Genomic DNA, 24,993 nt, shown 5'->3' with positions numbered 1-24,993 from the left:
ATGAGGTGATCGATCATGGTCAACGATCTGGAGAAGCGATGGACGGCGGACGAGCAGACCTTTCGCCGGGTGGCGATCTATGTGGCGGCGGTGCTCGCGGTGGCCGCGGTGGTCTTCGTGATCACCGCGATATGGGCGGCCGAACGGACGGCCTGCGCGGCCGCGGAGACGATGCTCTGTGACACCACGGCGAAAACCGCGATCCTGATCGGTCCGACCGTGGTGTTGATGCTCGGCGGTATCTGCGCCTTCGTGCAGACCTATCGCGTGTGGCGGCGCGGCCGGAGTTGGCCGATCTGGCAGGGCGCGGGCTGGTTCCTGTTCACCATGATGATCGTCTACCTGGGCATCGGCGGCGGCAGCGTCGCCGGCTGAGCCGCAGGCGACGACCAGGGGTGACGTGACGCACAGCCAATTTGGTTGTGCACAATTTAATTGTCCACTACTGTTATGGACATGACCGATCACCTCACCCTCGACGAGCAGCTGTGCTTCCGGCTCTATGCCGCGTCCCGGGCGATGACGGCGGTCTATCGCCCGAAGCTGGAGCGCCTCGGGCTCACCTATCCGCAGTACCTTGTGATGTTGGCATTGTGGGAACGTGACGGTCGCAGCGTCGGCGACCTCTGCGAAGCACTGCTACTCGACTCCGGAACACTGTCGCCACTGCTCAAGCGGTTGGAGGCGGCAGGCCTGGTCGAACGGCGCCGGGCAGCGGCGGACGAACGTCGCGTCGATATCCAACTCACCGAACGCGGCCGCGAACTGCGGTCCGAAGCCCGTTGTCTACCAACGGAAATGGGTGAGGCCAGCGGCCTGACCCCCGACGAATTCATCGTCCTGCGCGAAACCCTTCGGCGACTTGCCGATGCGCTGATGTCCCACCCCTGATCGAAAGAGAGTCAGACATGACCACCCTGTACACCGCCGAAGCCCTCGCGACCGGCGACGGACGCAACGGCCACGCCCGCACCTCCGACGGCAAGCTCGACGTCGCACTGGATATCCCCAAGGAGATGGGCGGCAGCGGCGTGGGCACCAACCCGGAACAGCTCTTCGCGGCGGGCTACGCGGCCTGCTTCCACAGCGCGCTGCGCATGGTCGGCAAGCGCGAAGGCGCGAATGTCGACGATTCCGCCGTCGGCGCGAAGGTCGGCATCGGCTCGAACGACGAGGGCGGCTTCGAGCTGACCGTCATCCTCGAGATCTCGCTGCCGCACCTGTCCCCCGCCGACGCGCAGACCATCGCCGACAAGGCGCACCAGGTGTGCCCGTACTCGAACGCGACCCGCGGCAATATCGACGTCCAGGTCACCCTCGCCGACGACTGAGGAAAGGAATCCACCATGCGTGCCGTAGTCATCGAAAGTTTCGGCGAGCCGAAGGATGTGCTCACCACCGCACAGCAGCCGACGCCCGAACCCGGTGCCGGACAGGTGCGGATCGAGCTGATCCTCGCGCCCATTCACAACCACGACCTGGCGACCATTCGCGGGGTCTACGGCTACAAGCCGTCGCTACCCGCGATTCCGGGAACCGAGGCCGTTGGCCGGATCGATGCACTGGGATCGGAGGTGACCGGCCTGGAAGTCGGTCAGCGCGTGAGCATTTCCGGCATCCACAATGCGTGGGCCGAGTATTTCGTGGCCAAGGCGACCCAGGTGGTTCCGCTGCCGGACAGCATTTCCGATGAGACGGCGGCGCAATTGCTGGCGATGCCGCTCAGCTCACTGATGCTGCTGGAAGATCTGCAGGTTTCGCCGGGCGACTGGATTGCGATCAATGCCGCCAATGGCGCGGTCGGTCGCCTGGTGAATGTGCTTGCGCGGCAACGCGGTCTCAATGTGCTCAACCTGGTGCGCGGCCCGGCTTCCGTCAAGGCACTGCAGGAGTTGGGTTTCGAACCGGTCTTCGATACCGAATCCGAGGGCTGGCTCGACCGGGCAGTCGCGACGACGGCGGGTGCGCCGATCGTGCGCGCCGTTGACCAGGTCGGTGGGCGGGCCGCGGATGCGCTGCTTTCGCTGCTCGGCCAGGACGGTGAACTGATCTCGTTCGGTGCGCTGTCCGGTCAGCCGCTGTCCATCAATCCGGGTCCGCTGATCTTCAAACAGGCTGTGGTCAAGGGCTTCTGGGGTTCCAAGCGGGCCGAGCAGACCAGCAGCGAGGAGATGCGGCGCCTCATCGGTGAACTCGTCGGAATGGCGGCGACGGGTGCACTGCGCCTCGATGTCGAGGCCGTTTATCCGCTGGAGTCCGCCGCCGATGCCGCCGCCGCGAGCGAAACACCGGGCCGGTCGGCCAAGATCGTGCTGTCGCCGCAGCCGGTGTAATCCGATCCGGGTCCGCTATCCGACCCGCACCACGAGTTTGCCGAAGTTACGGCCCTCGAGCATGCCGATGAACGCCTCGGGTGCATGCTCGAGGCCGTCGACAATGTCCTCGCGGTAGCGGACCCGGTCCTCGGCGATCCAGCCGGACATCTCGTGCAGGAAGTCCCTGTACATCTCCCGGACGAATTCGGTCTGGATGAATCCGCGCACCGTGAGGCTCTTGGTCAGAATGCGACCGTAGAAGCCGGGCAGACGATCCGGTCCCTCGGGCGCGCCGGTCGCGTTGTAATTCGCGATGAGTCCGCAAACAGGTACGCGCGCATGGGTATTCAGTAGCGGATACACCGCGTCCGCCACCGCGCCACCGACATTCTCGAAATAGATATCGATGCCGTCGGGCACCGCGGCGCGCAGTTGATCTGCGAAATCCGGTGCGCGATGGTCGATTGCGGCTTCGAAGCCCAATTCTTCACGCACATAGGCGCATTTCTCCGGGCCGCCCGCAATGCCGATCGCCCGCACACCTTTGATACGGGCGATCTGGCCGACGGCGGAACCGACCGGGCCACTGGCCGCGGCGACTACCAGAGTCTCCCCCGCCTTCGGCTGCCCGATTTTCAACAGCCCGGAGTACGCCGTGAACCCCGGCATACCCAGCACACCCAGCGCGGTCGATATCGGCGCTTTGTCCGGATCCAGCTTGCGCAGCCCCGACGCGGCCGCGACCTGATGCGTCTGCCAGCCCGAATAGGCCTGCACCACATCACCTTTCACGATCGACGGAGCGCCGGATTCGAGCACCTCGGCGACAGTGCCGCCCACCATCACATCGCCGATCTCCACGGGCGCCGCATACGACCTGGCGGCACTCATCCGCCCGCGCATATACGGATCGAGGGATAAATACAGGGTGCGCAGCAGCACCTCGCCCTCGCCGGGCTCCGGAAGCGCCGCGGTCTCGATGCGGAAATTCGCCGGGGTGGGTGCGCCCTCCGGCCGGGATGCCAGCACAATCCTCGTCGACTCGACCATATGCTTTACCCTATCGCTGGCCACTCGGCGAAGCACGGAATCGCTAGGTTGGCTAATGGATATCGCGCTGCCACCGATAGAGGACTGTCGACTCCCCTGACGACAGTTCGCGGCTTCACCGACGTTCGTATTCGACTACGACCTGCTCAGGAGTTCAATTGGCACCGCAACTTCGCACCGCACGCCCCGCGCGGGCAGCACTCGCGTCGACCACCGCCGCACTGGCCTTGCTATTGAGCGCCGGCCTCGGCACCGCAACCGCTCGCCCCGTCGGTCCGATCGACGTCGGGGGCGCCATCGAGGTCGAATACGACCAGGTGGGCGGCCCCGGCGCGCTCGGCGACCCAACCGCACCGGAAGCCGATGCCGCCAACGGCGGCCGCTATCAGACCTTCGAACGCAATGCCGCGATCTATTGGCATCCCGATACCGGCGCCAATGCGGTCGGCGGCGCGATCCGCGACAAATGGCGTGACCTCGGCTTGGAGACGGGCGTGCTGCGCTACCCCGTCACCCGTCAGCAATCCACACCGTCGGGATCCGGTGCCTACAACATTTTTCAGGGCGGGTCCATCTATTGGTCACTCGGCACCGCCGCGCACCAGATCGGCGGCGCGATCCGCGATAAGTGGGCGGCCTATGGCTGGGAGAGCGGTGCGCTCGGGTTTCCGTTGACCGACGAGGCGGCCGCGCGCGCGGACAACGGGCGCTACAACCTGTTTCCGGGTGGCGCGATTTATTGGTCCCCGCGCACCAGTGCGCATGTCGTCTGGGGTGCGATCCGCGATCTGTGGGTTTCCAATGGCGCGGAATCCGGGCGGTACGGGTTCCCCACGGGCGAAGAATACGACTACGAGGGCGGGAAAGCACAGGACTTCCAAGGCGGTCGGATCACCTGGCAGCCCTGATGAAAACAGAACCTAGTCCTCGCCCAGCGCCTGCGTCCGGGCGCTGAGCGAACGGCCCAGCCCGGCCACCTCGGCGTCCATGTCAGGCAGCCACGCCGGGGTGGTCTTGCTGCCCGCCCACTCGGCGGAGGGCGTTTGCAGCAGCGGCCTCAGCCAACGCAGCACGCCGACCCAGGCGGGCACGTTGATCCGTCTGGCGCGCCGCTCGATTCCCCGCTCGAATCTGGCGGCGCACTGCTGCACCGAGGTCGTCTTGCGGATCGGTTTCGGCAGTGCGGCGAGCGCTCGCCCGACCGCGGGCAAGTCGGCGAAACTTTCCCGAACGAGCGGGGTATCGATCCAGGACATGTGCGCGGACCCGACATCGACGCCGCGGTGCGCGACCTCCAGCCGCAACGCGTTCGCGAAGTGCTCGATCCCGGCCTTGGAGGCGTCGTAGGCCGCCATACCCGGCATCGCCAGATAGGCCGCGAGGGAGGAGACGATCAGCACGTACCCGCGCCGCTCGATGACCGATGGCAGGGCGGCGCGGACGGTGTGGAAACAACCGACAAGGTTGACCTCGATCACCCGCCGGAAGGCGGCGGGGTCTACCGTCAGGACCGACCCATAGCTGGCGATTCCCGCGTTCGCGACGACGATGTCGATGCCGCCGAACCTCTCGATCCCCTGCGCTACCGCGGCCTGCATCGCGGTGAAGTCGCGCACGTCGGCGGAAATGGCCCAGACATGCTCGTCGCCGCCGAGTTCGGCCGCGAGTTCTCGCAGCCGGGGCGAGTCGATATCGATGAGCACGAGGTGCGCACCTTGCGCACGCAACCGCCGGGCGACCTCTGCGCCGATGCCGCTCGCGCCGCCGGTAATGAGTACGACCTTGCCGGTGAAGGCAGTCATGGTCCTGAATTCTAAACCGTCCGCTACCTGGCAGCATCCACATTGCCGGATCGTCACGGGTTCGCGACCTGGCACCAGGTGGGCCGTATTTGGGGAATGCGCCCGGGGGGACCGGTCAGCTAGCAAAACGGCGGGGCACTTGCCTTGCGTCCCACCGTATTTCGCTGACTACCCGATCAAGTCAGGTTTCCCTCGTAACACAGACTCGCGGTCCTCGACGACGGCCCCGGGGCACGGGAAATCGGGGTCGAAAGTCCAGTCCGAAATCGGGCCCGCGCGGCCTTCCAATAGAGCCCGCCGCTGCCGTCGGCGACCACTCGGTACATCGTCCGCGCCATCGACGAGCTGGCTGCCGACGCAATAGTCGGGTACTCGGTGCCGGGCTGGTGCGCACCCGCGCTGAACGGCCGGGCCGGGTGCGCGTACGCACCCGGATTCGGCACGGTACTCGGCCGGTTCGTCGCTCCGCCTTCGACCAGTGCACCGCGACTGTCGGCTTCGCAACGGGAGTCGCGGCCACCCGCGACAACGGTCGCGCCCTCAGCGTGCGCAGCGCCCGCCCACGGACAGGTGACACCCGAAACGGTACTCGCCGAGTGACCGGTCAGATCTGTCGTTACCAGGTAGAACGTCGATCGGCGATTTCGGTCAGCGCGCGATCACGCTGCTCGACGGGCAACTTTTCGGCGGCGGCGCGGATTACATCGATCGCGGATTCGGAGAGCACATCCAGCGTGGCGCGAAATTCCGCCCATAGATCGCATTCTGCGGTGGCCCAGAGCATTTCGACGAGCTTATCCTGAGAGGCCAGATCGACGAAGCGTTCCAGCTGTGCGGCGTCGTCGACTAGAAAGGCCGAGCGGACGAGTGCGGTGCCGTCGAGGGCCGCCTCGGTGGCGCGGGCCGACGTATCGGATATCGAGGCGACCAGCTCGCCCAGGGTGATCCAATCTTCGCGTGCGGCAAGCTCTTTGCCGACCGCGACAATGGTCGCCTCGGGCAGAGCGCCGTTGATGGCCGCGGCATGCCGCGGATCGAGCAGCGCGGATATGTCGGCGAGGAAATCGACCGGCAGTCGCTTGGCGACATCCACCGCGTGCGACGGGTCGAGCACGCCGGACATCCGGGCCGCGAGTAGCGCGCCGCGACTGCGCGCCACCATCTTCGCGGTAATCGCCGTCGGAATAACCTTTGATGCCTGGGCCACCCGCCGCAGTCCGGCTTCTTGTCCGGCCACGAACAGATCCGTGACCTGGCGCCGAAACGCGCGCAGATCCGCATCGGATACGTCGCCGAGATAGGCCAGCTGTTCGACCGGAACACCCAGTGTCCGTGCGAGTTTCAGCAATTGCGCCGTCGGGGCCGTCACAATCCGGCTGCCTTCTTGACCGGGCCGCGCAGGAAGCGCGGCAAGAAGTCGAGCATGCCGAAGGCCGCGGCCTTGAGTTCGCCCGCCTGCCGCCATCGGGCATCCTCGATCGCCTGGGCGAGTTCGGCTTGATGCTCCGAGCTCAGCGCGGCAATGCCAGGGGGTAGATCATCGGATATCAGTTCCGCCAGTGTGTGCTCTGCCATGGTTGCCTCCGTCGGGCGCATCGGCTCGTGATCAACATTGGGACGACTCGCGGCTGGGTGCGAGGAACAGCGCTGTTCGTGGTCATTGACGCCGGTGGCGCGCCGGTCCTACCGTCGGAGCATACGACCGAGTCGATCGGTCACGGGTGGATCGGTGGTCGCCATGGGTGTCGAGCGCACGGTGGATATCGCGGTGATAGGCGCCGGACTGGCCGGTTTGGCGGCGGCCCGCCAGTTGCGTCGCGCCGGATTCGATGCGCTGGTCGTCGAGGCGCGGGATCGGGTAGGTGGTCGCACACTGAACCACCCGATCGGGGACGGCAAGATCGTCGAGGTCGGCGGGCAGTGGATCGGGCCCGGTCAGGACCGGGTACTGGCGCTGATCGACGAATTGAGGCTGGAGACGTTTCCCACCTACACCGCCGGGCGGCATCTGTTCGAACATCGCGGGAAGCTGCGGCGCTATCGCGGTCGGATTCCGTTGATCGCCTCGGCCGCCCTGCTGGATGCCTACATCGGTCTGCAACGGTTGGATCGGATGTCGCGCGTGGTACCAGCGGACGCGCCGTGGTCGGCGGCGCGGGCGAAGCAGTGGGATACCGAGACCGTCGCGTCGTGGATGCGACGCAATCTGCATTCGGAGATCGGGCGCCGGGCCATCACGATGGTCTGCAAGGCGGTGTGGGCCGCCGATCCAGCCGACGTATCACTGCTGCATCTGCTGGCCTATCTCAATGCCGGTGGCGGTGTGGATTCGATGATCGAAACCGACGGTGGCGCACAGCAAACCCGCATCGTGGGTGGTTCGCAACGAATCTCGATGACGCTGGCGGAGCAGTTGGGCGAGCACGTACTGCTGAATACGCCGGTGCGCAAGATCGAGCAGTCCCAGGGTTCCGTAGTCGTGCACGGCGATGACACCCGGATTCTGGCCCGCCGCGTGATCGTGGCGATGAGCCCGGCCCTGGCAGGTCGGCTGGTGTACTCCCCTGCGCTACCCGCCGATCGTGACCAGCTCACTCAGCGTATGCCGAACGGCTCGGTCATCAAGACCATGGCCGTATACGACGCGCCCTTCTGGCGGGCGGATGGCTTGTCCGGACAGGTCACTGCTGCCACCGGACCGGTAAAGGTCACCTTCGACAACTCCCCGCCGGACGGGAACCCTGGCGTGCTGCTCGCCTTCCTGGAAGGCGGCGATGCCCGGCGACTCGGCCGCTTCCCCGTCGAGGAACGGCGCGATATCGTGATCTCCAGCCTCACAAGGTTTTTCGGCCCGGCAGCGGCCACCCCGATCGATTACATCGAGAAGGACTGGTCGGCCGACGAGTGGACCCGCGGCTGCTACGGAGCCTTCATGCCGCCCAATACCTGGACCGAATACGGCCCGGCCCTCCGCGCACCGATCGGCCGAATCCATTGGGCCGGAGCCGAAACCGCGACAGTGTGGATGGGTTATATGGACGGGGCGATCCGCTCAGGTGAACGTGCCGCCACCGAGATCACCGCGTTGGTCGGAGGGGACCGCAAGCCCACAGCGGTCATCTGACCCTCCGGTGCTGCTTATTCCCCCAGCGCCCGCATGATCACGATGATCGCCAGACCCGCCGCGAGGTAGGCCAGGATAAGCCCAGGCCCCGCCTGCTCGATCGCACCGCCCGCACCATAGAAAAGACCCGTGCCGATCGCACCACCGATCGCGATCATCTGAATGGTCCGCGGGCTCAGCCCCCGGGAGTATCCCTCTTCACCGGATACGGCCGGGTCGGTGAGCACCGATTCAGCTTGGAGCTGACGGTCGGAGCCTGTCATGGATCGTGCGGTCCTTCCCCTGGAGCTCGAGATCGATCAGCCCGTCACGCTACCGGCCGCACCACCGGACGGTCGCGCGACCCGAACCACACCGCGATCAGTGCAGGCGGAAGCCGTGATTCGTCAGGGACTCGCGCAGCCGGTGGCGTCCGTTGAGGCTGGCGGCGGAGGCCAGGCGGGCCAGGACGCGCTCGGTCCAGGAATGCGAAAGTCGCTGTTCGGCGTAGAACTCGGCGATGCGGTCTTCGTAGGCCGCGACATGGGTGCGTTGGGTGGGGAGATCGTAGGTTTCGTGGTGGAGGACGGCCGGTTGCGGGAGGCGCGGTTTGACGCGCGCGTCCTCGCTCGGATCCGGGTGTCCGACAACGAGTCCGAAGACCCCGAAGACCTGTTCGGGCAGTTTCAGTTCCGCCGCAACCTGTTCCGGGTTGTTGCGGATCGCGCCGATGTACACGGTACCGAGGCCGAGGGATTCCGCGGCGACGACCGCGTTCTGCGCGGCCAGGGCGGCATCGATGACGCCGACGTAGCTCGATTCGAGGTAGTCGGCTCCGATCAGGGGCGCTTCGCGGTCGTCGGCGAGCTGGCGCAGCCGGGCGAAATCGGCGGTGAAGACCAGCAGCACCGGCGCCTGTTCGATATGTGCCTGCCCGCCGGCCAGCGCGGCCAGGCGGGCCTTGCGCGCCGGATCGCGGACGGCGACGACGCTCCACACCTGCAGATTGGAGGAGGTCGGGGCGGACTGGGCCGCCGAGATGAGCAATCGCAGGGTGTCGTCGGAGACCGGATCGGCGAGGTAGCGGCGCACCGAGCGGTGCTCGTGCAGTACTTGCAACACCGGATTCCACTCGGCGGGCGCGGTCGGATTCGGATCCCGATAGCGTTGCTGGACGGCGTGGGCGGGGCTCGGCACGGTCTGCGTCATGCCGTTCATCCTGTGCCATCTACGGCGCGCCCGTCTGCGGTAACCCTCAGCATGAACCGAACCGGGTACGGTTGGTAAGGCAAGCCTAATTAGCAATTAGTGGAGGTTACCTTGGCACGACCCCGCACCACCCTGACGGTGCAGCGCACCGAGCGGCTGACCCCGCATCTGATCCGGGTGTATTTCGGTGGACCCGGATTCGCGGCGTTTCGGCCGAGCGAGTTCACCGACTCGTATGTGAAGTTCATTTACCCGCGCGACGGTATCGATGTGCTGCGCACCTACACCGTGCGCTCGGTCGATCCGGATGCCGGTGAGCTGGCAGTGGACTTCGTCTACCACGGGGACGAGGGCATTGCCGGTCCGTGGGCCGCTTCGGTGCAGCCGGGCGACACCATCGACTGCTTCGGACCGGGCGGAGCCTATGCGCCGCGTGCCGATGCCGACTGGTACCTGCTCGCAGGCGACGAGGCGGCGCTGCCCGCGATCGCGGCCGCGCTGGAGGCGATGTCCGCCGATGCGGTCGGGCAGGCCTTCGTCGAGGTCGCCGGACCCGATGACGAACTGAAACTGGACAAGCCAACCGGCATCGAACTGACCTGGCTGCATCGCGGCGCACGCGTGCCGGGCGATGTGCTGGCCGAAGCCGTGCGCGCGGCGACATGGCGCGAGGGTCAGGTGCAGGTCTTCATTCACGGCGAGGCTCGCGCCGTCATGCAGGACCTGCGCCGCTACGTTCGCCGCGAACGTGGCGTTTCCGCCGAATGGGCGAACTCGATCTCCGGCTATTGGCGGCGCGGCCGCACCGAGGAGGGCTTCCGCGAATGGAAGGCCGAATTCAAAGCCCAGGAGACCGAGGATGCGCCGAACAGGTGAACGGCCGAAATCCCATGACGACCGGATGTTCGCCGGTCGCCATGGGATTTCGTGGTGTCGCTACTGCTGATTCGCGCGCAGCGCCTCCTGCACGAACTGGGTCGTGTAGGTCTTCGACAGATCGATGCGGTCCTTGACGGGCGCCACATTCTTCGAGTATTTGCCGAGCACGTTCAGCACATTCTCGGCGCCTTCGGATTTCATCAGGCCGGTGCCGTTGAACATGCCGATCGAGTCGCGGATGGACTGGACATAGAGGTCGCGGCCCGCGCTCGCGTATTGCGAGGGCATCTTGGCGGCGATCTCCTCGGCGGTGTGCGTCTTGATCCACTGCAGCGTCTGCACGAAGGCGGTCGCGATCTTCTGCACGATATCCGGATGCGCCTCGACAGTATCGCAGCGCATGTAGAGCGACGATGCCGGATACAGCCCGCCCAACGCCGCCCGGGTGCCTTCCTCGGTCCGCATATCCACCAGGATCTTCGCGTCACCGGAGTTCACCATGGTGGCGACCGTCGGGTCTGTGGTCATGCCCGCATCGATGCCGTTGTGGTTCATGCCCGCGATAAAGGTTTGTCCCGCACCGACTTTCACGCGCGTGTAATCGGCGGTGGTCATACCGACCTGTCCGGTGAGCGCCTGGGTGAGGAAATCGGTCGAAGAGCCGAGCGAAGTCACACCGAGGTTCTTGCCGCGCAGATCCGCCAGCGAATTGATACCGGCAGCATCCGCCTTGGATACGAGTTCCACTTCGCCTGGCACATCGGCGAATTGGACCACCGAGGTCAGGCACTGTTCCTTGGCCTGCAGGTCGATGGTGTGGTCGTAGAAGCCGACCACGGCCTGCACATCGCCGGTCAGCAGCGCGGTTTCGGCACTAGCGCCGGACTGCTCGCCGAGCAGTTTGACGTCGATATCGTTCTTCTCGAAGAAGCCGAGCTTCTCGGTGAGCATGGCGGGCAGGTAGATCACCTTCTCCAGACCGCCGACCATAATCGTGATCTGGGGCCGGCCGTTGGCCATCGGAATGGTTCGGGAATCCCGGCAACCGGTCGCCAGCAGCAGTGCCGCGATGACTCCGACAATGATCGTCAGATGTTTGACGTACCGCATGATCAGATCCCGTGATTCGAAGTCGCCTGCGACGGACGCCATTTCAGCAATCGTGCCTCCGCCGCACTGATCGCCCATTCGGCCAGCAGCGCGATGACGGTGATGATGATCATGCCCGCGTAAATACCTGCCGAATCGAAGGTGCCCTGGGCATTGCTGATCAGCAGACCCAAACCCTTGCTGGCACCGGCGTATTCACCGACGACCGCACCGATCAGCGCGAAACCGAATGCGGTGTGCAGGCTGGACAGGATCCAGGTGGTCGCGCTGGGCAATACGATCGAGCTCAGCACCTGACGCTTACTCGCACCGAGAATGCGGGCGTTATTGATGACATTGCCGTCGACCTCACGCGCACCGGTGAACGCGTTGAAGAATACGGCGAAGAACACCAGCACCACGACCGTCGCGACCTTCGAGCTGAGCCCGAGACCGAACCAGATGATGAACAGCGACGCCAGCACGATACGCGGAACGGCGTTGAGCGCCTTGATGAACGGCGCGAGCACTTCGGCCCAGTACCGGCTGCGGCCGAGCAGCGTGCCGAGTACGACACCGGCCACCGCGCCGATGACGAAGCCGAGCACCGCCTCCTGCACGGTGGTGTACATCTGCAGCCAGATCGAGCCGAATTGCGTTCCTTCGGTGAACCATTCGACCAGGCGGTCCCAGATCAGCGAGGGCTTGGAGTAGAAGAACGGGTCGATCCACAGCGTTGCGGTGAGCTCCCATGCGCCCAGCCAGACCGTGATCAGGGCGATGCGCAGGCCCCAGGTGCGCAGCCGGTTGCGCCGGAGGTTGGTTCGCACGCGCGCGAGAATCTGCTCCTCGGTTTCGATTTCGACCTCGGGCGCGGACTTCGCCACGTCTTCGAGCACGTTATGCGACACGGGAGGCTCCCTCGCCTCGGGCTGCCTCGACCTGATCGCGCAGCGTTTCCCAAATTTCCTTGTAGATATCCCGGAATTCGTTGGTGAGCCGGACCTCCTCGACATCGCGCGGACGTTCCAGCGAGACCGGGAAGTTGCCGCAGATCGTCGCCGGGCTGGCGGTCATGACGACGACCCGGTCGGCGAGCACGATCGCCTCTTCCAGATCGTGGGTCACGAAGATGACGGCCGCGCCGGTGCCGGCCCACACGCGCAGCAGTTCGTCCTGCATCAGCTGCCTGGTCTGCACGTCCAGCGCGCTGAACGGCTCGTCCATCAGCAGGATCTCGGGATCGTTGACCAGGGTCTGCGCCAGTGCGACGCGCTTGCGCATACCGCCGGAGAGCTGATGCGGGTAGTAGCTCTCGAATCCGGCGAGACCGACCTTGCGCACCCAGCCGCGGGCCTGTTCACGCGCTTCGGCCTTGGACTTGCCGCGCAGGCGCGGGCCGAGGGCGACGTTATCGATCACGCTCTTCCACGGCAGCACCGCGTCCTGCTGGAACATGTAGCCGATGCCGTCCGGGATGCCGTGGACATCCTTGCCGCGCACCAGCGTCCGCCCGGCCGAGGCCGGCTCCAGCCCGGAGACCAACGACAGCGTCGTCGACTTTCCGCAGCCCGTCGGGCCGACCACGGCGACGAATTCGCCGGGTTGCACCGCGAGATCGAGATTGCGGACGGCAGTGTGGATTCCGCCGCCGGTGCCGGGGAAGCGCTTCGTCGCGCTCCGCAGCTCGATGAGTGGTTCGGTCATTTTTCTTGCTCCTAGCGGATCAGGTAGAGCGAACCTACGTGGGCCGGGTCACACTTCGAGGCTTGTGCGCACAACCGGCGCAAACGAGGCGATTCGAAGGTTGTGCGCATTCTGCTCACGCCCCGTCCGCGTGGTTTATTCTGCGGAAATGGCCAACGACGGCAGAACACCGCGGCGCGCGACCGGACACTTCCGGTTGCGCACCCAGGTGCTGCTGCTGCAGATCGTGATCGTCTCGGTGACCCTCGCCGCCGCCTTCGCGGTATTCGGCTATGTCAGCAGCCAACGGCTCAACGATCAGTACGGGCAGCGTGCGCTGGCCATCGCGCGCAGCATCGCGGCCGAACCGGTGGTGCGCGAAGAGGTCGCCAGGTACGCACCGGGCACGGTGACGCCCGAGTTGCGATCGCAACTCACCGCGGGACCGCTGGAGCGGATAGCCATCGATACGACGCAGCGCACGGGCGCGCTGTTCGTGGTGATCACCGACGACGCCGGAATCCGGTTGGCACATCCGGACAAGGCGCGACTGACCGAACATGTGAGCACAGATCCATCGGAGGCGCTGGCGGGCCGGGAGGTGATCGTCAAGGAGCGCGGTACGCTCGGACCTTCCGTGCGTGCGAAAGTTCCTGTGGTGGAGGCTGGTTCGGATCGAATTGTCGGTGCGGTGAGCGTCGGTATCTCGACCACCGCGATTCGCGGGCAGTTGCTCTCCGATCTGCGCACCGCGGCGCTGTTCATCGCCGCCGCACTACTGATCGGCGTCGCGGGTTCGGCATTGCTGGCGTGGCGATGGCGCGGATTGACCCTCGGCCTCGAACCCGCCGAACTGGCCGAACTCGTCCAAGGTCAGGCGGCGGTGCTGCACGGCATCGGCCGCGGTGTGCTTGCCGTCGATTCCGCTTGGCGCACAACGTTCGTCAATGACGAGGCACGGCGGCTGCTCGGGATCAGCGCCGAGATCGGTACTCCGGTCGACCAGATCGGTTTGACGCCACGGGTGCTGGAGGTTTTCCGTGCGCTCGACGAACAGCCGACACCCGCCACCATCGGCTCGCATATCGTGGTGGTCGCGGCCCGGCCGGTCACCCGCGACGGACGCAATCTCGGCGCCGTGCTCACCGTGCGCGATCGCACCGATGTCGAGGCATTGACCCGCCAACTCGATGCGGTGCAATCGATGAGCACCGTGCTGCGCGCCCAGCGCCACGAGTTCTCCAACAAGATGCACCTGCTCAGCGGACTGCTGCACGGCGGGCGCACCGAGGAGGCGTCACATGTCATCGATGAGTTGATCGGGGCGGGCCCGCTCGGGGCTGCGACGCCCGGCATCGATGCGATCCATGACGCGTATCTGCAGGCCTTCCTCGCGGCCAAGGCGGCACATTCGCGCGAGAGCGGCGTCGAACTCGTACTCGGCCCGAATACCTGGGTGGACGGCAATCTGGCCGAACCCGTCGATGTCACGACCGTGCTCGGCAATCTGCTCGACAATGCGATCGAGGCAGCGCGCGTGGCCGACAATGCGATCAATCAGGTGGAAGTCGAACTGGTGCAGGAGAATTCGACGCTGCACATCGCGGTCGCGGACAGCGGTGACGGTGTCGCACCCGAGATGATCGACACCATGTTCACCGAGGGCACCTCCACCCGCGAGGATCACGGTGTGCCGGGCGGACGCGGCGTCGGCCTCGCGCTGATCCGCCAGATCGCCCGCGCGCACGGCGGCGATGTCCGGCTCGCCAGTGCGCGCGGTGGTGCGCCGCCACTCACCGGCGCCGAATTCATCGCCCGAATCCCCGGAGTACTGGTAGACAGCGAGATGCCATGGCCGCAACAGATCTGACCGTGCTGGTGGTGGACGACGACTTCCGCGTGGCCAATCTGCACGCCGGGATAGTCGAATCCATCGCGGGTTTCACCGTCGCGGGCACCGCCCACACCCTGGCCGCCGCGCGAGAACTCGACGCCGCCAAAGCGATCGAACTGGCGCTGGTCGATGTATACCTGCCCGACGGTTCGGGCATCGACCTGGTGCGCGAATTGCACTGCGACGCCATGGTATTGACCGCCGCCACCGAAAGCGCCACCGTCCGAGCCGCATTCGCCGCGGGCGCACTCGCATACTTGGTGAAACCCTTCCCACACACCATGCTCGCGGCCCGCCTGGCCGGATACGCCCGCTACCGCCGCACCCTCGCCGCACCCCAGATCGATAACACGAACATCGAAGCCGCACTCCAAGCGCTGCGCCCAACCTCGACGCCCACCGCGACCACCGTCATCGCCTCCCCCACCAAGGACCTAGTCCTGCACACCATCCTCGAGGCCACCGCACCGCTGTCCGCCGCCGAGGTGGCCACCGCCATAGGCATCTCCCGCGCCACCGCTCAGCGCTATCTCGCCACCCTGGTCGCCGCGGGCACGGTCCAGATGCGTCTGCGCTACGGCACTACCGGCCGCCCCGAACAGGAATACACCGCCGTACCACGCCGCCGCTGAATACCCCCTGTCGATCTCGACCGAAATCGGAGACACTAGCATTAGGCGTGCCTAACCTTAACTAGGTTGGGTGAGTTGGTGTGAGTGAGGATCGATGATGCAGGGCCGCGACTTGGAGCGGCGCCGATGACGGCGCTGGTGGGCGGGGTACAAACCCGGCGCGGTTTCGCAATCCGGACGGTCGCCACCTGCACCGCGCTCGCGACGGCGATCTGGCTGTCGACCCAATTGCATTGCACGCCAGCGCTGCACCATGCGGCGTTGCTCATCCATCTGGCATCGCTGGTCCTCGGCTTCGGCGCGGTGCTTGCGGTGGACTAAACCGGTCATATCCCAATACGTTGCGCGGCAATCGTTTTGAGGCGGTCACGGAGGGGGTCGCTATCGGGGCCGAAGAATTGTTCGTCGGTGTCGACGACGATGCGGATGGCGCGGCGGGCCAGGGTGCGGCCTTCCGAGGTGACTTCGATGCGCAGGATTCGGGCGTCGTCGGAGTCGGGGCAGCGGGTCAGGAGAGTGCGGTCTTCCAGGACGCGGATTACGCGGGAGCCCATCATGCGGTCGGCGCCTGCCATGTCGACTACCTGCTGTTGGGTCGGCGGTTCGCCCTGGCTGCCGAGCCAACCGGCCGAGGCGAGCAGGTTGAACTGGGTCAGGGTGAGGCCGAGGGGGCGCAGGTTGCGTTCGACGGTGGCGCGCCATTCCAGCGCGGCGTGATGCAGCCAGAAGCCCGGACTCATGAGTGGGCCATGCGGTTCAGCCATGTTCGACCCCGAGTCGCCGTGCCTCGAGTTCCAGCGCCGCGATGGTCAGCCGGAAGATCGGTCGGAACGGGCCGTGCACCTCCATCCGCTTCGCGACGCGCACGGTTCCGTCGCCGAGCGGTTCGTAGGTGTAGTGACCGCGGATCGTGCCGAACGGAATCCCGGCCTCACTTGTCCACGAGCGTCCAGAATCAACGGCGGTGATGGTGAACGGACCAGCCGGTGCGCCTTTGGGTTTCACCCAGCCCGTGGTTCCCGGCGCGAACGGCCCATCGATCCGCGCCTTCTCCTCGTGCGGATCCCAGGACGGCCAGTTGGCCACGTCGGTAGCGGCCCGCCAGATCTCCTCGATCTCCCCGGAAATAACGGCTTCTTCATAGATCACGTACATCGGAGCACTCCCGGTCCGCGCTGATTGTTGTTGCGACAACAGTAACTGTTGTCGCAACAACAAGTCAAGAGAATACGGTAGCGTCGCAACGATGAGCCTGCAGGTCGCCATCGTCGGGTACGGATTGGCCGGGTCGGTGTTCCATGCGCCGCTGATCGCCGCGCAGCCGCGGATGCGGGTGGCGGCGGTGGTTACGGGGTCGGCCGAGCGAGCGGAGCAGGCGCGGCGCGAGCATCCCGGGGTTAGGGTGCTTGGGAGTGCGGACGAACTGTTCGCCGATACAACCGGTATCGATCTCGTCGTCATCGCGACGCCGAATCGAACGCATGCGCCGCTGGCTCGGCAAGCGCTGGACGCCGGGCTGCCGGTGGTCGTCGACAAGCCGTTCGCGGTGAACGTGGCCGAGGGCGAGGATCTGATCGCGCGGGCCGAGCGCGCCGGTCTGGCGCTGTCGGTCTTCCAGAACCGGCGCTGGGATGGCGACTTCCTGACAGTGCGGCAGCTGATCGAGGACGGGCGGCTCGGCGAAGTACGCCGTTTCGAGTCCCGGTTCGAGCGGTGGCGTCCGGTGCCGAAGGGCGGCTGGCGTGAAGTCGGTTCCGCCGACGACGGCGCCGGACTGCTGTTCGACCTCGGCAGCCACCTGATCGACCAGGCGGTGACACTGTTCGGTCCCGCGCGCTCGGTGTACGGCGAACTGGACCGGCGGCGGCCGAATATCCAGACCGATGACGACGTGTTCATCGCACTCACCCACACCTCGGGTGTGCGATCGCACCTCTGGATGAGCGCGGTAACTCCACAGCTAGGACCCCGATTCAGGGTGCTCGGTTCCGAAGCCGGTTACCTCACTTACGGATTGGATCCGCAGGAAAACGCATTGCGGTCGGGCCATCGCCCCGGTGACGATCCTTGGGGCACAATCGAACCCGATCGGTGGGGAACGGTAGGCGCGGATCCCGACATCGAACCGATCCCCACACTAGCGGGCGACTACCCGGCGTTCTACAACGCCATGGCCGCCGCACTCCTGGACGGCACACCCGTTCCGGTCGACCCCCGCGACGCCGTCACCACCTTGCGATTGCTCGAAGCCGCCCGCAGATCGGCGGATCTCGGCGAGCTCGTCACCACCTGACCGGCTCGCGACGACTCAGCGAAGCTCGCCATGGCCGGATAAGGTGCGGCGGTGCAAACAGCGGAATTCGTCGAGCGCGGCGCCTCCATCGCGGACCGGCTCACCACAACCCAGGCCGCGCCACCATGGTGGTTGGTCATCGCGACAGCAGTCGCGGCCCTGATTCTGGTCGGATACAGCCCGCTGTGGCGGTTCACCCGCAATGTGGTCACCATCGCGCACGAGGGCGGCCACGCGCTCACCGCACTGCTCACCGGCCGCAGGCTCAACAGCATCACGCTGCACTCCGACACCTCCGGTCTGACCGTATCGAGCGGAAAACCCTACGGCCTCGGCATGATTCTGACCGCGATGGCGGGCTATCCCTCGCCGCCGCTGCTCGGTCTCGGCTTCGCCGCACTGCTCGGTGCGAACCGGATCACCCTCATGCTCTGGACCGCGATCGCTTTGCTCGCCGCCGTCCTGATCAAAGTGCGCAATGTCTACGGAATGCTGACGGTATTCGGCCTGGGCGCCATCGTCTTCGCGGTGTCCTGGTTCGGAACCGATACGGTCCAGGCCGGTTTCGCGTATCTCGGCGCGTGGTTCTTACTGCTCGCCGGCACCCGGCCGGTGATCGAATTGCAGCGCGGGCGAGTCCGCCGCTGGAATATGCCGCAGGGCGCGGACTCCGACGCCGATCAGCTCGCCCGGCTCACTCATGTCCCCGCGCTGCTGTGGGTGTTCGTCTTCGGTGCGATCGCGGTGGCCGCACTGGTCGGCGGGGCGCTGCTGCTGTCCGAAGCCGCAGGGGTCTGTATTCCCAATGTCTCCGGCGGGGAGTGCGCCGCACCGGCCCTGCCGACCAGATAGGCCCGGTACGCCGCCAGACACAGCGCGAGCCACAGCGCGCCGATACACCAGCCGCCGAGCACATCGGTCGGCCAGTGCACGCCCAGATACCAGCGGGAAAGACCAACAGCCACAACAAATACGGCAGCGACGGTCACCGCGATGCGGCGAGCGGACGGTCGGTGCAGTCGCGTAAGCACTACCGCGGCAAGGACTCCGATCACCACAATCGATCCGAGACTGTGTCCGGACGGAAATGCCTGATTGGTCTCGGTGACGAGGCGATCCGCCTCGGGCGGGCGGGTACGCCCGACCAAATGTTTGCCGACCACGACGAGCACGCCCGCGCCGGCGGTCGCGACACCGGCCAGCACCGCCTCCGGCCACCGCCGACGCCAGGCCAGCACGAGACACAGGACCATCGCCAGCGCCGCCATCGCCAGCGTGCCGCCCAAGTCGCTGACCCCGATCGCAACCGGCGTGACCAGCCCGGCGCGCCGCTGGATCACCCAATCGGTCCCCGGCTGATCTATCGCGGTAATGCCGTCGCGTCCGAGCACGCTGCCGGTAATGACGAAGACCATCGCGGTCAGCACCGCGATGCTCCGTACCGGTAGCGGGCGATTTGTCATACCTCCACGATGCCAGATCGCAGCTGTGAGGTTGCTGAGTGTCCGGCCGTGGATCTACCGGATGGATATACCGATCCGATGTCGTAGGGTGTTGGCCGTGAATCGATGGCCGGACCACGCCAGCACCGGACCGGACGAGCACTCGCCGGTGGCCGAGTTGGCTCGCGCCCTGATCGACGCGATATGCGATACCGTCGCGGGCTGGCTGCATCCGCTCGCGGGTGCGGCGACGGTCCCGCTGCTGCTGCTCACCCCACTGCTCATACTCGGCATGGTCTGGCTGGTGACCCGGGTCGTGCGGCGACGCACGGACACCCGAGTCAGCTCGACTCCCACGCGGTTACCGCCTCGCGGACCAGCTCGGCGGGATCCGCGGTCGCGTCCACGGTGACGCCGAATTCATCCGGGCCCAAAGGCTGCAACGCGGCGAGCTGCGAGTCGAGCAACGTCGCGGGCATGAAATGGCCACGGCGCGTCTCCATCCGGCGGGCCAGTTCCGCGCGCGATGCGGATAGATGGACGAAGAACGCCTCGGGTGCGGCCGCACGCAATCGATCGCGATAGCCGCGCTTGAGCGCCGAGCAGCTGACCACCCCGCCGCGCTCGCGCCGCTCCCCCAGCCACGCCGCGACGATATCGAGCCACGGCGCGCGATCCGCATCCGTCAGTGGCACACCGGCCGCCATCTTCTCGATATTCGAAGCCGGATGGAAATCGTCGCCCTCGGCGTATTCGACCTGCAATGTCTCGGCAAGCAGTGCACCGACCGTGGACTTCCCGCATCCGGAGACGCCCATCACGACGACAACCGGCCGATATGTCATGCCTGCGCTCACCACGCCGACCCTATCGGTAGCCCGCGCTACGCCGCGCGCCCAGCCGGTGCCCATGCGCCGACCAGGGCCAATGATAAGCGCCGGCGGATCAGACCCGACCGACAAGATCAATCTCGGGCACCATGGTCGGCATGGATCTACGCATCTTCACCGAACCGCAGCAGGGCGCCAGTTACGACACGCTGCTCACCGTCGCCAAAGCCACCGAGGATCTGGGTTTCGACGCGTTCTTCCGCTCCGACCACTATCTCGCCATGGGCGGCCTGGACGGCCGGCCCGGACCGACCGACGCCTGGATCACCCTGGCCGGGCTGGCCAGGGAGACCAAGCGCATCCGGCTCGGCACCCTCGTGACAGCCGCCACCTTCCGACTACCCGGACCGCTGGCCATCCAGGTCGCCCAGGTGGATCAGATGTCCGGCGGCCGAGTCGAATTCGGACTGGGCAGCGGCTGGTTCGCCGAGGAACATGCCGCCTACGGCATCCCGTTTCCGCAGGACAAGTTCACCAGATTCGAGGAGCAGCTGGCGATCATCACCGGCCTGTGGGCGACCAAGGCCGGCGATAGGTTCACCTTCGAAGGTGCGCATTACGCGATCACGGACTCCCCTGCCCTGCCGAAGCCGGTGCAGGATCCGGTGCCGCTGCTGATCGGCGGACACGGTGCGACCCGCACCCCGCGCCTGGCCGCCACCTACGCGACCGAATTCAATATGCCTTTCGCCTCGCCCGAGGACAGCTCCCGTCAGTTCGACCGCGTACGCGCCGCTGCCGAGGCTCGCGGCCGCCGCCCCGACGATCTGGTCTACTCCAATGCCCTGGTGGCCTGTGTCGGCGCCTCCGATGCCGAGGTGGCGCGCCGGGCCGCCGCCATCGGCCGTGAGGTCGAGGAACTGAAGACCAACGGGCTCGCGGGCTCCCCCGCCGAGGTCGTCGACAAGATCGCCCGCTACGCCGAAATCGGCGCTACCCGTCTCTATCTCCAGATCCTCGATCTCGACGATCTGGCGCACCTGGAACTCATCGCGGCCCAGGTGATGTCACAGCTGTAGATCGTCCACGGTCGCGGATTCGTTGCGGGACAGGTTGATTCCCAGATTCGCCGCCGTCCGATCGATATCGTCCTCGTCGGCGCTGCCCATTTCGATGGCGGCGCCGTCCGAGGACAGCACCTCGACATTGAGGCACAGCGACTGGAGTTCCTTCAGGAGCACCTTGAACGACTCCGGAATGCCCGGCTCCGGAATATTGTCGCCCTTGACGATCGCCTCGTAGACCTTCACCCGGCCCGCGACATCGTCGGACTTGATGGTGAGCAGCTCCTGCAGCGTGTAAGCGGCGCCGTAGGCCTGCATGGCCCAGCACTCCATCTCACCGAAGCGCTGACCACCGAACTGCGCCTTACCACCGAGCGGCTGCTGGGTGATCATCGAGTACGGACCGGTCGAACGGGCGTGGATCTTGTCGTCGACCAGGTGGTGCAGCTTCAGGATGTACATGTAGCCGACCGCGACCGGGTACGGGAAGGGCTCACCGGAACGTCCGTCGAACAAGGTCGCCTTACCATCCGCGCCGACCATCACTTCGCCGTCGCGGTTCGGCAGTGTGCAGCCGAGCAGCCCGCTGAGCTCTTCCTCACGCGCACCGTCGAAGACCGGGGTGGCGAGATTACTGTCCGCGGGCGCGGCCCGCATCTCCTCGGGCAGTGAACTCGCCCAGTCGGGTGTGCCCTGAATCTTCCAGCCCGCCTTGCCGATCCACCCGAGGTGGGTCTCCAAGATCTGGCCGATGTTCATACGACGCGGCACACCGTGACTGTTCAGGATGATGTCCACCGGGGTCCCATCGGGCAGGAACGGCATGTCCTCGGTGGGGAGGATCTTGCCGATGACACCCTTGTTGCCGTGGCGACCGGCCAGCTTGTCACCGTCCTGGATCTTGCGCTGCTGCGCCACATAGACGCGCACGAGTTCATTGACGCCGGGCGGCAGATCATCGTCGTCCTCGCGCGAAAACACCCGAATACCGATAACTTTGCCCGATTGACCATGCGGCACCTTCATCGAGGTGTCGCGCACCTCGCGCGCCTTCTCACCGAAGATCGCCCGCAACAATCGTTCCTCCGGGGTCAGCTCGGTCTCTCCCTTGGGAGTGACCTTGCCGACCAGGATGTCGCCGTGGCGCACCTCCGCACCGACGCGGATGATGCCGCGCTCGTCGAGATCGGCGAGCACTTCGTCGGAGACGTTCGGGATATCGCGGGTGATCTCCTCGGCACCGAGTTTTGTATCACGGGCATCGACTTCGTGCTCCTCGATGTGGATCGAGGTGAGCACATCCTGTTCGGCGAGGCGCTGCGACAGGATGATCGCGTCCTCGTAGTTGTGACCCTCCCACGGCATGATCGCCACCAGCAGGTTCTTGCCGAGAGCCATCTCACCGTTCTCGGTGCAGGGACCATCGGCGAGCACCTGACCGGACTCGACGCGCTGCCCCTCGTCCACGATCGGGCGTTGATTGACGCAATTGCCTTGGTTCGAGCGGGCGAACTTGCGTAACCGGTAGCTCTTGCGGGTGCCGTCATCGGCCATGACGGTGATGAAGTCGCCCGAAACCTCCTCGATCACACCGGCTTTCACATTGACGACAACATCGCCCGAATCGAGGGCGGCACGGAACTCCATACCGGTGCCGACAATCGGTGACTCGGAGCGGACCAGCGGCACGGCCTGGCGCTGCATGTTCGCACCCATGAGGGCACGGTTGGCGTCGTCGTGCTCGAGGAACGGAATCATCGCGGTCGCGACCGAAACCATCTGGCGCGGTGAGACATCCATATAGTCGACCTCGTCGGCCGGAACCGACTCGACTTCCTCGCCGAGGCGTCGGGCCAGGATCTTGTCCTCCACCAGGTATCCGTCCGCGTCGGTCAGCGAATTGGCCTGCGCACGCACATACCGTTCCTCTTCGTCGGCGGTGAGGTACTCGACCTCATCGGTCACCCTGCCGTCGACCACCTTGCGGTACGGCGTCTCGATGAACCCGAAAGGGTTCACCCGTGCGTACACCGAGAGGTAGCCGATCAGGCCGATATTCGGGCCTTCCGGGGTCTCGATCGGGCACATCCGGCCGTAGTGACTGTGGTGCACATCGCGCAGTTCGAGGCTGGCGCGTTCCCGGGACAAACCACCAGGACCCAGCGCCGAGAGCCGACGCTTATTGGTCAGGCCCGACAGCGGGTTGTTCTGGTCCATGAACACCGACAGCTGCGAAGTCCCGAAGAACTCCCTGATCGACGCCGTGACCGGACGGATATTGATCAGCGTCTGCGGTGTGATGGCTTCGACGTCCTGGGTGGTCATCCGCTCGCGGACCACCCGCTCCATCCGCGACATGCCGATCCGGATCTGGTTCTGGATCAACTCGCCGACCCTGCGCAGGCGACGGTTGCCGAAATGGTCGATGTCGTCGACCTCGACCGGAACCTCGACACCACCGGGCACCGTCATGGTTTTTTCGCCCGCGTGCAACCGGACCAGGTACTCGGTGATCGCGATGAGATCCTCTTCGCTCAGCACCTGGTCCGTGGTGGTGCTGATACCGAGCTTTTTGTTCATTTTGTAGCGACCCACGCGCGCCAGGTCGTAGCGCTTGTCCTTGAAGAACAGGCTCTCCAGGAGCGCTTGCGCGGACTCCTTGGTCGGCGGTTCACCCGGCCGCAGCTTGCGATAGACATCGAGCAGGGCATCGTCGGTGCCAACTGTATGGTCCTTCTCCAGGGTGGACATCATGACCTCGGAGAAACCGAAGCGCTGCGTGATCTGCTCGGAACTCCAGCCGAGCGCCTTGAGGAAAACCGTCACGGGTTGACGACGCTTGCGGTCGATGCGCACACCGACGGTGTCGCGCTTGTCGACATCGAACTCCAGCCAAGCGCCACGCGACGGAATGACCCGCACACTGTGCAGATCCTTCTCGGTGCCCTTGTCGACGCTGTGATCGAAATACACACCCGGCGAACGCACCAGCTGCGAGACGACGACACGCTCGGTGCCGTTGATGATGAACGTGCCCTTATCGGTCATCATCGGGAAATCACCCATGAAGACCGTCTGGCTCTTGATCTCACCGGTGTTGTTGTTGATGAACTCGGCGGTCACGAACAACGGCGCCGCGTAGGTCATGTCCTTGTCTTTGCACTCGTCGACAGAGGCCTTGACCTCCTCGAAACGAGGATCAGAGAAAGAAAGGGACATCGACCCGGAGAAGTCCTCGATCGGCGACAGCTCCTCGAGCACCTCCTGCAGTCCGCCCGTCGAACTACCCACGCCGAGCTCGGCGGCGCGGGCTTCCCACTCCGGGCCGCCGATCAACCAGGCGAACGAATCGGTCTGCACGTCGAGTAGGCCGGGGACCTCCAGTGGCTCCCGGATCCTGGCGAAGGAAATCCGTTTCGGTGCACCGACCGTCCGGCTCGATTCTGACAAGGTGCGTCCTTCCCCTCACGCAATGCGCGAACATCGCTTGTCTACTGACGAATTCCGCCCCGGCCGCGCACCCGAACGAAACTCGCGCACCACGAAGGAAACATCACCGCAGCGGATGATGTTTACAACGATTGGTTCGTGAGGTGGACAGGAGGCAACCAGCGCAACGTCCAAAATTACACTCGCACTCACTGAATGTCGAGTGCGGAATCAGAATAGAAGCCAGTGTTTTTGGGCTACGTCGAACCCACGCTG

25 protein-coding genes and 2 pseudogenes are annotated in these 24,993 nt (G+C 65.6%); 13 read left to right on the top strand and 14 right to left on the bottom strand.

Going from position 1 to position 24,993, the window contains the following annotated elements:
* The first annotated feature begins 15 nt into the window (after nt 1–15).
* The 4 genes from ACQPXH_RS13400 (at nt 16) to ACQPXH_RS13385 (ending at nt 2,333) form a co-directional block, all read left to right on the top strand.
* Nucleotides 16–375: a hypothetical protein gene (locus ACQPXH_RS13400; RefSeq protein ID WP_433602662.1), complete on the top strand. Its 360-nt coding sequence runs from the start codon at nt 16–18 to the stop codon at nt 373–375.
* 81 nt (nt 376–456) lie between these two features.
* Nucleotides 457–891, top strand: coding sequence for a MarR family winged helix-turn-helix transcriptional regulator (locus ACQPXH_RS13395; RefSeq protein ID WP_433602661.1), 435 nt, complete (start codon nt 457–459; stop codon nt 889–891).
* A 17-nt stretch (nt 892–908) separates the two neighbouring features.
* Nucleotides 909–1,331, top strand: coding sequence for an organic hydroperoxide resistance protein (locus ACQPXH_RS13390; protein WP_433602660.1), 423 nt, complete (start codon nt 909–911; stop codon nt 1,329–1,331).
* Between the two features lie 15 nt (nt 1,332–1,346).
* Nucleotides 1,347–2,333, top strand: a complete 987-nt coding sequence (locus ACQPXH_RS13385; RefSeq protein ID WP_433602659.1) for a zinc-binding dehydrogenase — start codon at nt 1,347–1,349, stop codon at nt 2,331–2,333.
* Nucleotides 2,334–2,348: 15 nt separating this feature from the next.
* Here the strand turns inward: ACQPXH_RS13385 and ACQPXH_RS13380 are convergent, their stop codons facing one another.
* Nucleotides 2,349–3,365, bottom strand: a complete 1,017-nt coding sequence (locus ACQPXH_RS13380; RefSeq protein ID WP_433602658.1) for an NADP-dependent oxidoreductase — start codon at nt 3,363–3,365, stop codon at nt 2,349–2,351.
* 158 nt (nt 3,366–3,523) lie between these two features.
* Here ACQPXH_RS13380 and ACQPXH_RS13375 point away from each other — a divergent pair, with 158 nt between their 5' ends.
* On the top strand, nt 3,524–4,273 hold the full coding sequence (locus tag ACQPXH_RS13375) for an LGFP repeat-containing protein (protein ID WP_433602656.1): 750 nt from the start codon (nt 3,524–3,526) through the stop codon (nt 4,271–4,273).
* Between the two features lie 12 nt (nt 4,274–4,285).
* Here ACQPXH_RS13375 and ACQPXH_RS13370 read toward each other — a convergent pair whose 3' ends face one another.
* The 3 genes from ACQPXH_RS13370 to ACQPXH_RS13360 all read right to left on the bottom strand — a co-directional run bounded on the left by ACQPXH_RS13370 (nt 4,286) and on the right by ACQPXH_RS13360 (nt 6,742).
* On the bottom strand, nt 4,286–5,167 hold the full coding sequence (locus ACQPXH_RS13370) for an SDR family oxidoreductase (RefSeq protein WP_433603438.1): 882 nt from the start codon (nt 5,165–5,167) through the stop codon (nt 4,286–4,288).
* A 616-nt stretch (nt 5,168–5,783) separates the two neighbouring features.
* Nucleotides 5,784–6,536, bottom strand: coding sequence for a hypothetical protein (locus tag ACQPXH_RS13365; protein ID WP_433602655.1), 753 nt, complete (start codon nt 6,534–6,536; stop codon nt 5,784–5,786).
* The gene (locus ACQPXH_RS13360) at nt 6,533–6,742 is read right to left on the bottom strand and encodes a hypothetical protein (RefSeq protein WP_433602654.1); all 210 of its coding nucleotides are present in this window, start codon (nt 6,740–6,742) and stop codon (nt 6,533–6,535) included. Before ACQPXH_RS13360 ends, ACQPXH_RS13365 begins: the two co-directional genes overlap by 4 nt.
* Nucleotides 6,743–6,905: 163 nt before the next feature.
* Between ACQPXH_RS13360 and ACQPXH_RS13355 the strand changes: the two genes are divergently transcribed.
* Nucleotides 6,906–8,291 (top strand): flavin monoamine oxidase family protein, encoded by a 1,386-nt coding sequence (locus ACQPXH_RS13355; protein WP_433603437.1) that lies wholly within the window; start codon nt 6,906–6,908, stop codon nt 8,289–8,291.
* A gap of 17 nt (nt 8,292–8,308) precedes the next feature.
* On the opposite strand, the pseudogene proY reads toward ACQPXH_RS13355, so the two are convergent.
* Nucleotides 8,309–8,554: pseudogene (gene proY, locus ACQPXH_RS13350) on the bottom strand (proline-specific permease ProY); the annotation flags it as partial.
* A gap of 97 nt (nt 8,555–8,651) precedes the next feature.
* A complete protein-coding gene (locus ACQPXH_RS13345; protein ID WP_433602653.1) occupies nt 8,652–9,479 on the bottom strand; it encodes an NADPH-dependent oxidoreductase in 828 nt (275 codons plus the stop codon).
* Between the two features lie 111 nt (nt 9,480–9,590).
* Between ACQPXH_RS13345 and ACQPXH_RS13340 the strand changes: the two genes are divergently transcribed.
* Nucleotides 9,591–10,355 carry a siderophore-interacting protein gene (locus ACQPXH_RS13340; RefSeq protein ID WP_433602652.1) on the top strand — a complete coding sequence of 255 codons (765 nt, stop codon included), beginning with the start codon at nt 9,591–9,593 and terminating at the stop codon, nt 10,353–10,355.
* A 60-nt stretch (nt 10,356–10,415) separates the two neighbouring features.
* On the opposite strand, the gene ACQPXH_RS13335 is transcribed toward ACQPXH_RS13340, so the two are convergent.
* From ACQPXH_RS13335 to ACQPXH_RS13325, 3 genes are read right to left on the bottom strand one after another with little or no spacing between them, the layout of a single operon-like run.
* A complete protein-coding gene (locus ACQPXH_RS13335) occupies nt 10,416–11,510 on the bottom strand; it encodes an ABC transporter substrate-binding protein (RefSeq protein ID WP_433602651.1) in 1,095 nt (364 codons plus the stop codon).
* Nucleotides 11,471–12,358: an ABC transporter permease gene (locus tag ACQPXH_RS13330; RefSeq protein WP_433602650.1), complete on the bottom strand. Its 888-nt coding sequence runs from the start codon at nt 12,356–12,358 to the stop codon at nt 11,471–11,473. The genes ACQPXH_RS13335 and ACQPXH_RS13330 overlap by 40 nt, the downstream gene beginning before the upstream one ends.
* Entirely contained in the window at nt 12,348–13,154 is an 807-nt protein-coding gene (locus ACQPXH_RS13325) for an ABC transporter ATP-binding protein (RefSeq protein WP_433602649.1), read from the bottom strand. The genes ACQPXH_RS13330 and ACQPXH_RS13325 overlap by 11 nt, the downstream gene beginning before the upstream one ends.
* Nucleotides 13,155–13,302: 148 nt before the next feature.
* On the opposite strand from ACQPXH_RS13325, the gene ACQPXH_RS13320 reads away from it, so the two are divergent.
* The 3 genes from ACQPXH_RS13320 (at nt 13,303) to ACQPXH_RS13310 (ending at nt 15,980) form a co-directional block, all read left to right on the top strand.
* A complete protein-coding gene (locus tag ACQPXH_RS13320; RefSeq protein ID WP_433602648.1) occupies nt 13,303–15,003 on the top strand; it encodes an ATP-binding protein in 1,701 nt (566 codons plus the stop codon).
* Entirely contained in the window at nt 14,985–15,659 is a 675-nt protein-coding gene (locus ACQPXH_RS13315; protein ID WP_433602647.1) for a response regulator, read from the top strand. The genes ACQPXH_RS13320 and ACQPXH_RS13315 overlap by 19 nt, the downstream gene beginning before the upstream one ends.
* Nucleotides 15,660–15,785: 126 nt before the next feature.
* Nucleotides 15,786–15,980, top strand: a complete 195-nt coding sequence (locus ACQPXH_RS13310) for a hypothetical protein (protein ID WP_433602646.1) — start codon at nt 15,786–15,788, stop codon at nt 15,978–15,980.
* A gap of 5 nt (nt 15,981–15,985) precedes the next feature.
* Here the strand turns inward: ACQPXH_RS13310 and ACQPXH_RS13305 are convergent, their stop codons facing one another.
* Both ACQPXH_RS13305 and ACQPXH_RS13300 read right to left on the bottom strand, forming a co-directional pair.
* Nucleotides 15,986–16,423, bottom strand: coding sequence for a MarR family winged helix-turn-helix transcriptional regulator (locus ACQPXH_RS13305; protein ID WP_433602645.1), 438 nt, complete (start codon nt 16,421–16,423; stop codon nt 15,986–15,988).
* Complete coding sequence (locus tag ACQPXH_RS13300; RefSeq protein ID WP_433602644.1) at nt 16,416–16,814, bottom strand: SRPBCC family protein; 399 nt, start codon at nt 16,812–16,814, stop codon at nt 16,416–16,418. Before ACQPXH_RS13300 ends, ACQPXH_RS13305 begins: the two co-directional genes overlap by 8 nt.
* A gap of 91 nt (nt 16,815–16,905) precedes the next feature.
* Between ACQPXH_RS13300 and ACQPXH_RS13295 the strand changes: the two genes are divergently transcribed.
* Both ACQPXH_RS13295 and ACQPXH_RS13290 read left to right on the top strand, forming a co-directional pair.
* Entirely contained in the window at nt 16,906–17,952 is a 1,047-nt protein-coding gene (locus ACQPXH_RS13295) for a Gfo/Idh/MocA family oxidoreductase (protein ID WP_433602643.1), read from the top strand.
* Nucleotides 17,953–18,003: 51 nt separating this feature from the next.
* Nucleotides 18,004–18,804, top strand: coding sequence for a M50 family metallopeptidase (locus ACQPXH_RS13290; protein WP_433602642.1), 801 nt, complete (start codon nt 18,004–18,006; stop codon nt 18,802–18,804).
* Between the two features lie 17 nt (nt 18,805–18,821).
* Here ACQPXH_RS13290 and ACQPXH_RS13285 read toward each other — a convergent pair.
* Together ACQPXH_RS13285 and ACQPXH_RS13280 are read right to left on the bottom strand one after the other, a co-directional pair.
* A pseudogene (locus ACQPXH_RS13285) lies at nt 18,822–19,367 on the bottom strand (phosphatase PAP2 family protein); the annotation flags it as partial.
* A 368-nt stretch (nt 19,368–19,735) separates the two neighbouring features.
* Nucleotides 19,736–20,239 carry a gluconokinase gene (locus tag ACQPXH_RS13280; protein WP_433603436.1) on the bottom strand — a complete coding sequence of 168 codons (504 nt, stop codon included), beginning with the start codon at nt 20,237–20,239 and terminating at the stop codon, nt 19,736–19,738.
* A 143-nt stretch (nt 20,240–20,382) separates the two neighbouring features.
* On the opposite strand from ACQPXH_RS13280, the gene ACQPXH_RS13275 reads away from it, so the two are divergent.
* Complete coding sequence (locus tag ACQPXH_RS13275; protein ID WP_433602641.1) at nt 20,383–21,303, top strand: LLM class F420-dependent oxidoreductase; 921 nt, start codon at nt 20,383–20,385, stop codon at nt 21,301–21,303.
* Here the strand turns inward: ACQPXH_RS13275 and ACQPXH_RS13270 are convergent.
* Nucleotides 21,292–24,738 (bottom strand): DNA-directed RNA polymerase subunit beta, encoded by a 3,447-nt coding sequence (locus ACQPXH_RS13270; protein WP_433602640.1) that lies wholly within the window; start codon nt 24,736–24,738, stop codon nt 21,292–21,294. The genes ACQPXH_RS13275 and ACQPXH_RS13270 overlap by 12 nt on opposite strands.
* Nucleotides 24,739–24,993: the final 255 nt, after the last annotated feature.

This window comes from Nocardia sp. CA-135953 (genome assembly GCF_050955735.1).
In the GTDB taxonomy this organism is placed as follows: Bacteria; Actinomycetota; Actinomycetes; order Mycobacteriales; family Mycobacteriaceae; genus Nocardia.
Note: the sequence above shows the minus strand (reverse complement) of the source record. Positions and strands in the feature narration are given on the sequence as shown.

Excerpts from the sequence above, each read along its gene's own strand:
- ACQPXH_RS13400 (WP_433602662.1), top strand. The coding sequence starts at position 16 with ATGGTCAACGATCTGGAGAAGCGATGGACGGCGGACGAGCAGACCTTT.
- ACQPXH_RS13395 (WP_433602661.1), top strand. The coding sequence starts at position 457 with ATGACCGATCACCTCACCCTCGACGAGCAGCTGTGCTTCCGGCTCTAT.
- ACQPXH_RS13390 (WP_433602660.1), top strand. The coding sequence starts at position 909 with ATGACCACCCTGTACACCGCCGAAGCCCTCGCGACCGGCGACGGACGC.
- ACQPXH_RS13385 (WP_433602659.1), top strand. The coding sequence starts at position 1,347 with ATGCGTGCCGTAGTCATCGAAAGTTTCGGCGAGCCGAAGGATGTGCTC.
- ACQPXH_RS13380 (WP_433602658.1), bottom strand. The coding sequence starts at position 3,365 with ATGGTCGAGTCGACGAGGATTGTGCTGGCATCCCGGCCGGAGGGCGCA.
- ACQPXH_RS13370 (WP_433603438.1), bottom strand. The coding sequence starts at position 5,167 with ATGACTGCCTTCACCGGCAAGGTCGTACTCATTACCGGCGGCGCGAGC.
- ACQPXH_RS13360 (WP_433602654.1), bottom strand. The coding sequence starts at position 6,742 with ATGGCAGAGCACACACTGGCGGAACTGATATCCGATGATCTACCCCCT.
- ACQPXH_RS13355 (WP_433603437.1), top strand. The coding sequence starts at position 6,906 with ATGGGTGTCGAGCGCACGGTGGATATCGCGGTGATAGGCGCCGGACTG.
- ACQPXH_RS13345 (WP_433602653.1), bottom strand. The coding sequence starts at position 9,479 with ATGACGCAGACCGTGCCGAGCCCCGCCCACGCCGTCCAGCAACGCTAT.
- ACQPXH_RS13335 (WP_433602651.1), bottom strand. The coding sequence starts at position 11,510 with ATGGCGTCCGTCGCAGGCGACTTCGAATCACGGGATCTGATCATGCGG.
- ACQPXH_RS13325 (WP_433602649.1), bottom strand. The coding sequence starts at position 13,154 with ATGACCGAACCACTCATCGAGCTGCGGAGCGCGACGAAGCGCTTCCCC.
- ACQPXH_RS13320 (WP_433602648.1), top strand. The coding sequence starts at position 13,303 with ATGGCCAACGACGGCAGAACACCGCGGCGCGCGACCGGACACTTCCGG.
- ACQPXH_RS13315 (WP_433602647.1), top strand. The coding sequence starts at position 14,985 with ATGGCCGCAACAGATCTGACCGTGCTGGTGGTGGACGACGACTTCCGC.
- ACQPXH_RS13310 (WP_433602646.1), top strand. The coding sequence starts at position 15,786 with ATGACGGCGCTGGTGGGCGGGGTACAAACCCGGCGCGGTTTCGCAATC.
- ACQPXH_RS13305 (WP_433602645.1), bottom strand. The coding sequence starts at position 16,423 with ATGGCTGAACCGCATGGCCCACTCATGAGTCCGGGCTTCTGGCTGCAT.
- ACQPXH_RS13300 (WP_433602644.1), bottom strand. The coding sequence starts at position 16,814 with ATGTACGTGATCTATGAAGAAGCCGTTATTTCCGGGGAGATCGAGGAG.
- ACQPXH_RS13295 (WP_433602643.1), top strand. The coding sequence starts at position 16,906 with ATGAGCCTGCAGGTCGCCATCGTCGGGTACGGATTGGCCGGGTCGGTG.
- ACQPXH_RS13280 (WP_433603436.1), bottom strand. The coding sequence starts at position 20,239 with ATGACATATCGGCCGGTTGTCGTCGTGATGGGCGTCTCCGGATGCGGG.
- ACQPXH_RS13275 (WP_433602641.1), top strand. The coding sequence starts at position 20,383 with ATGGATCTACGCATCTTCACCGAACCGCAGCAGGGCGCCAGTTACGAC.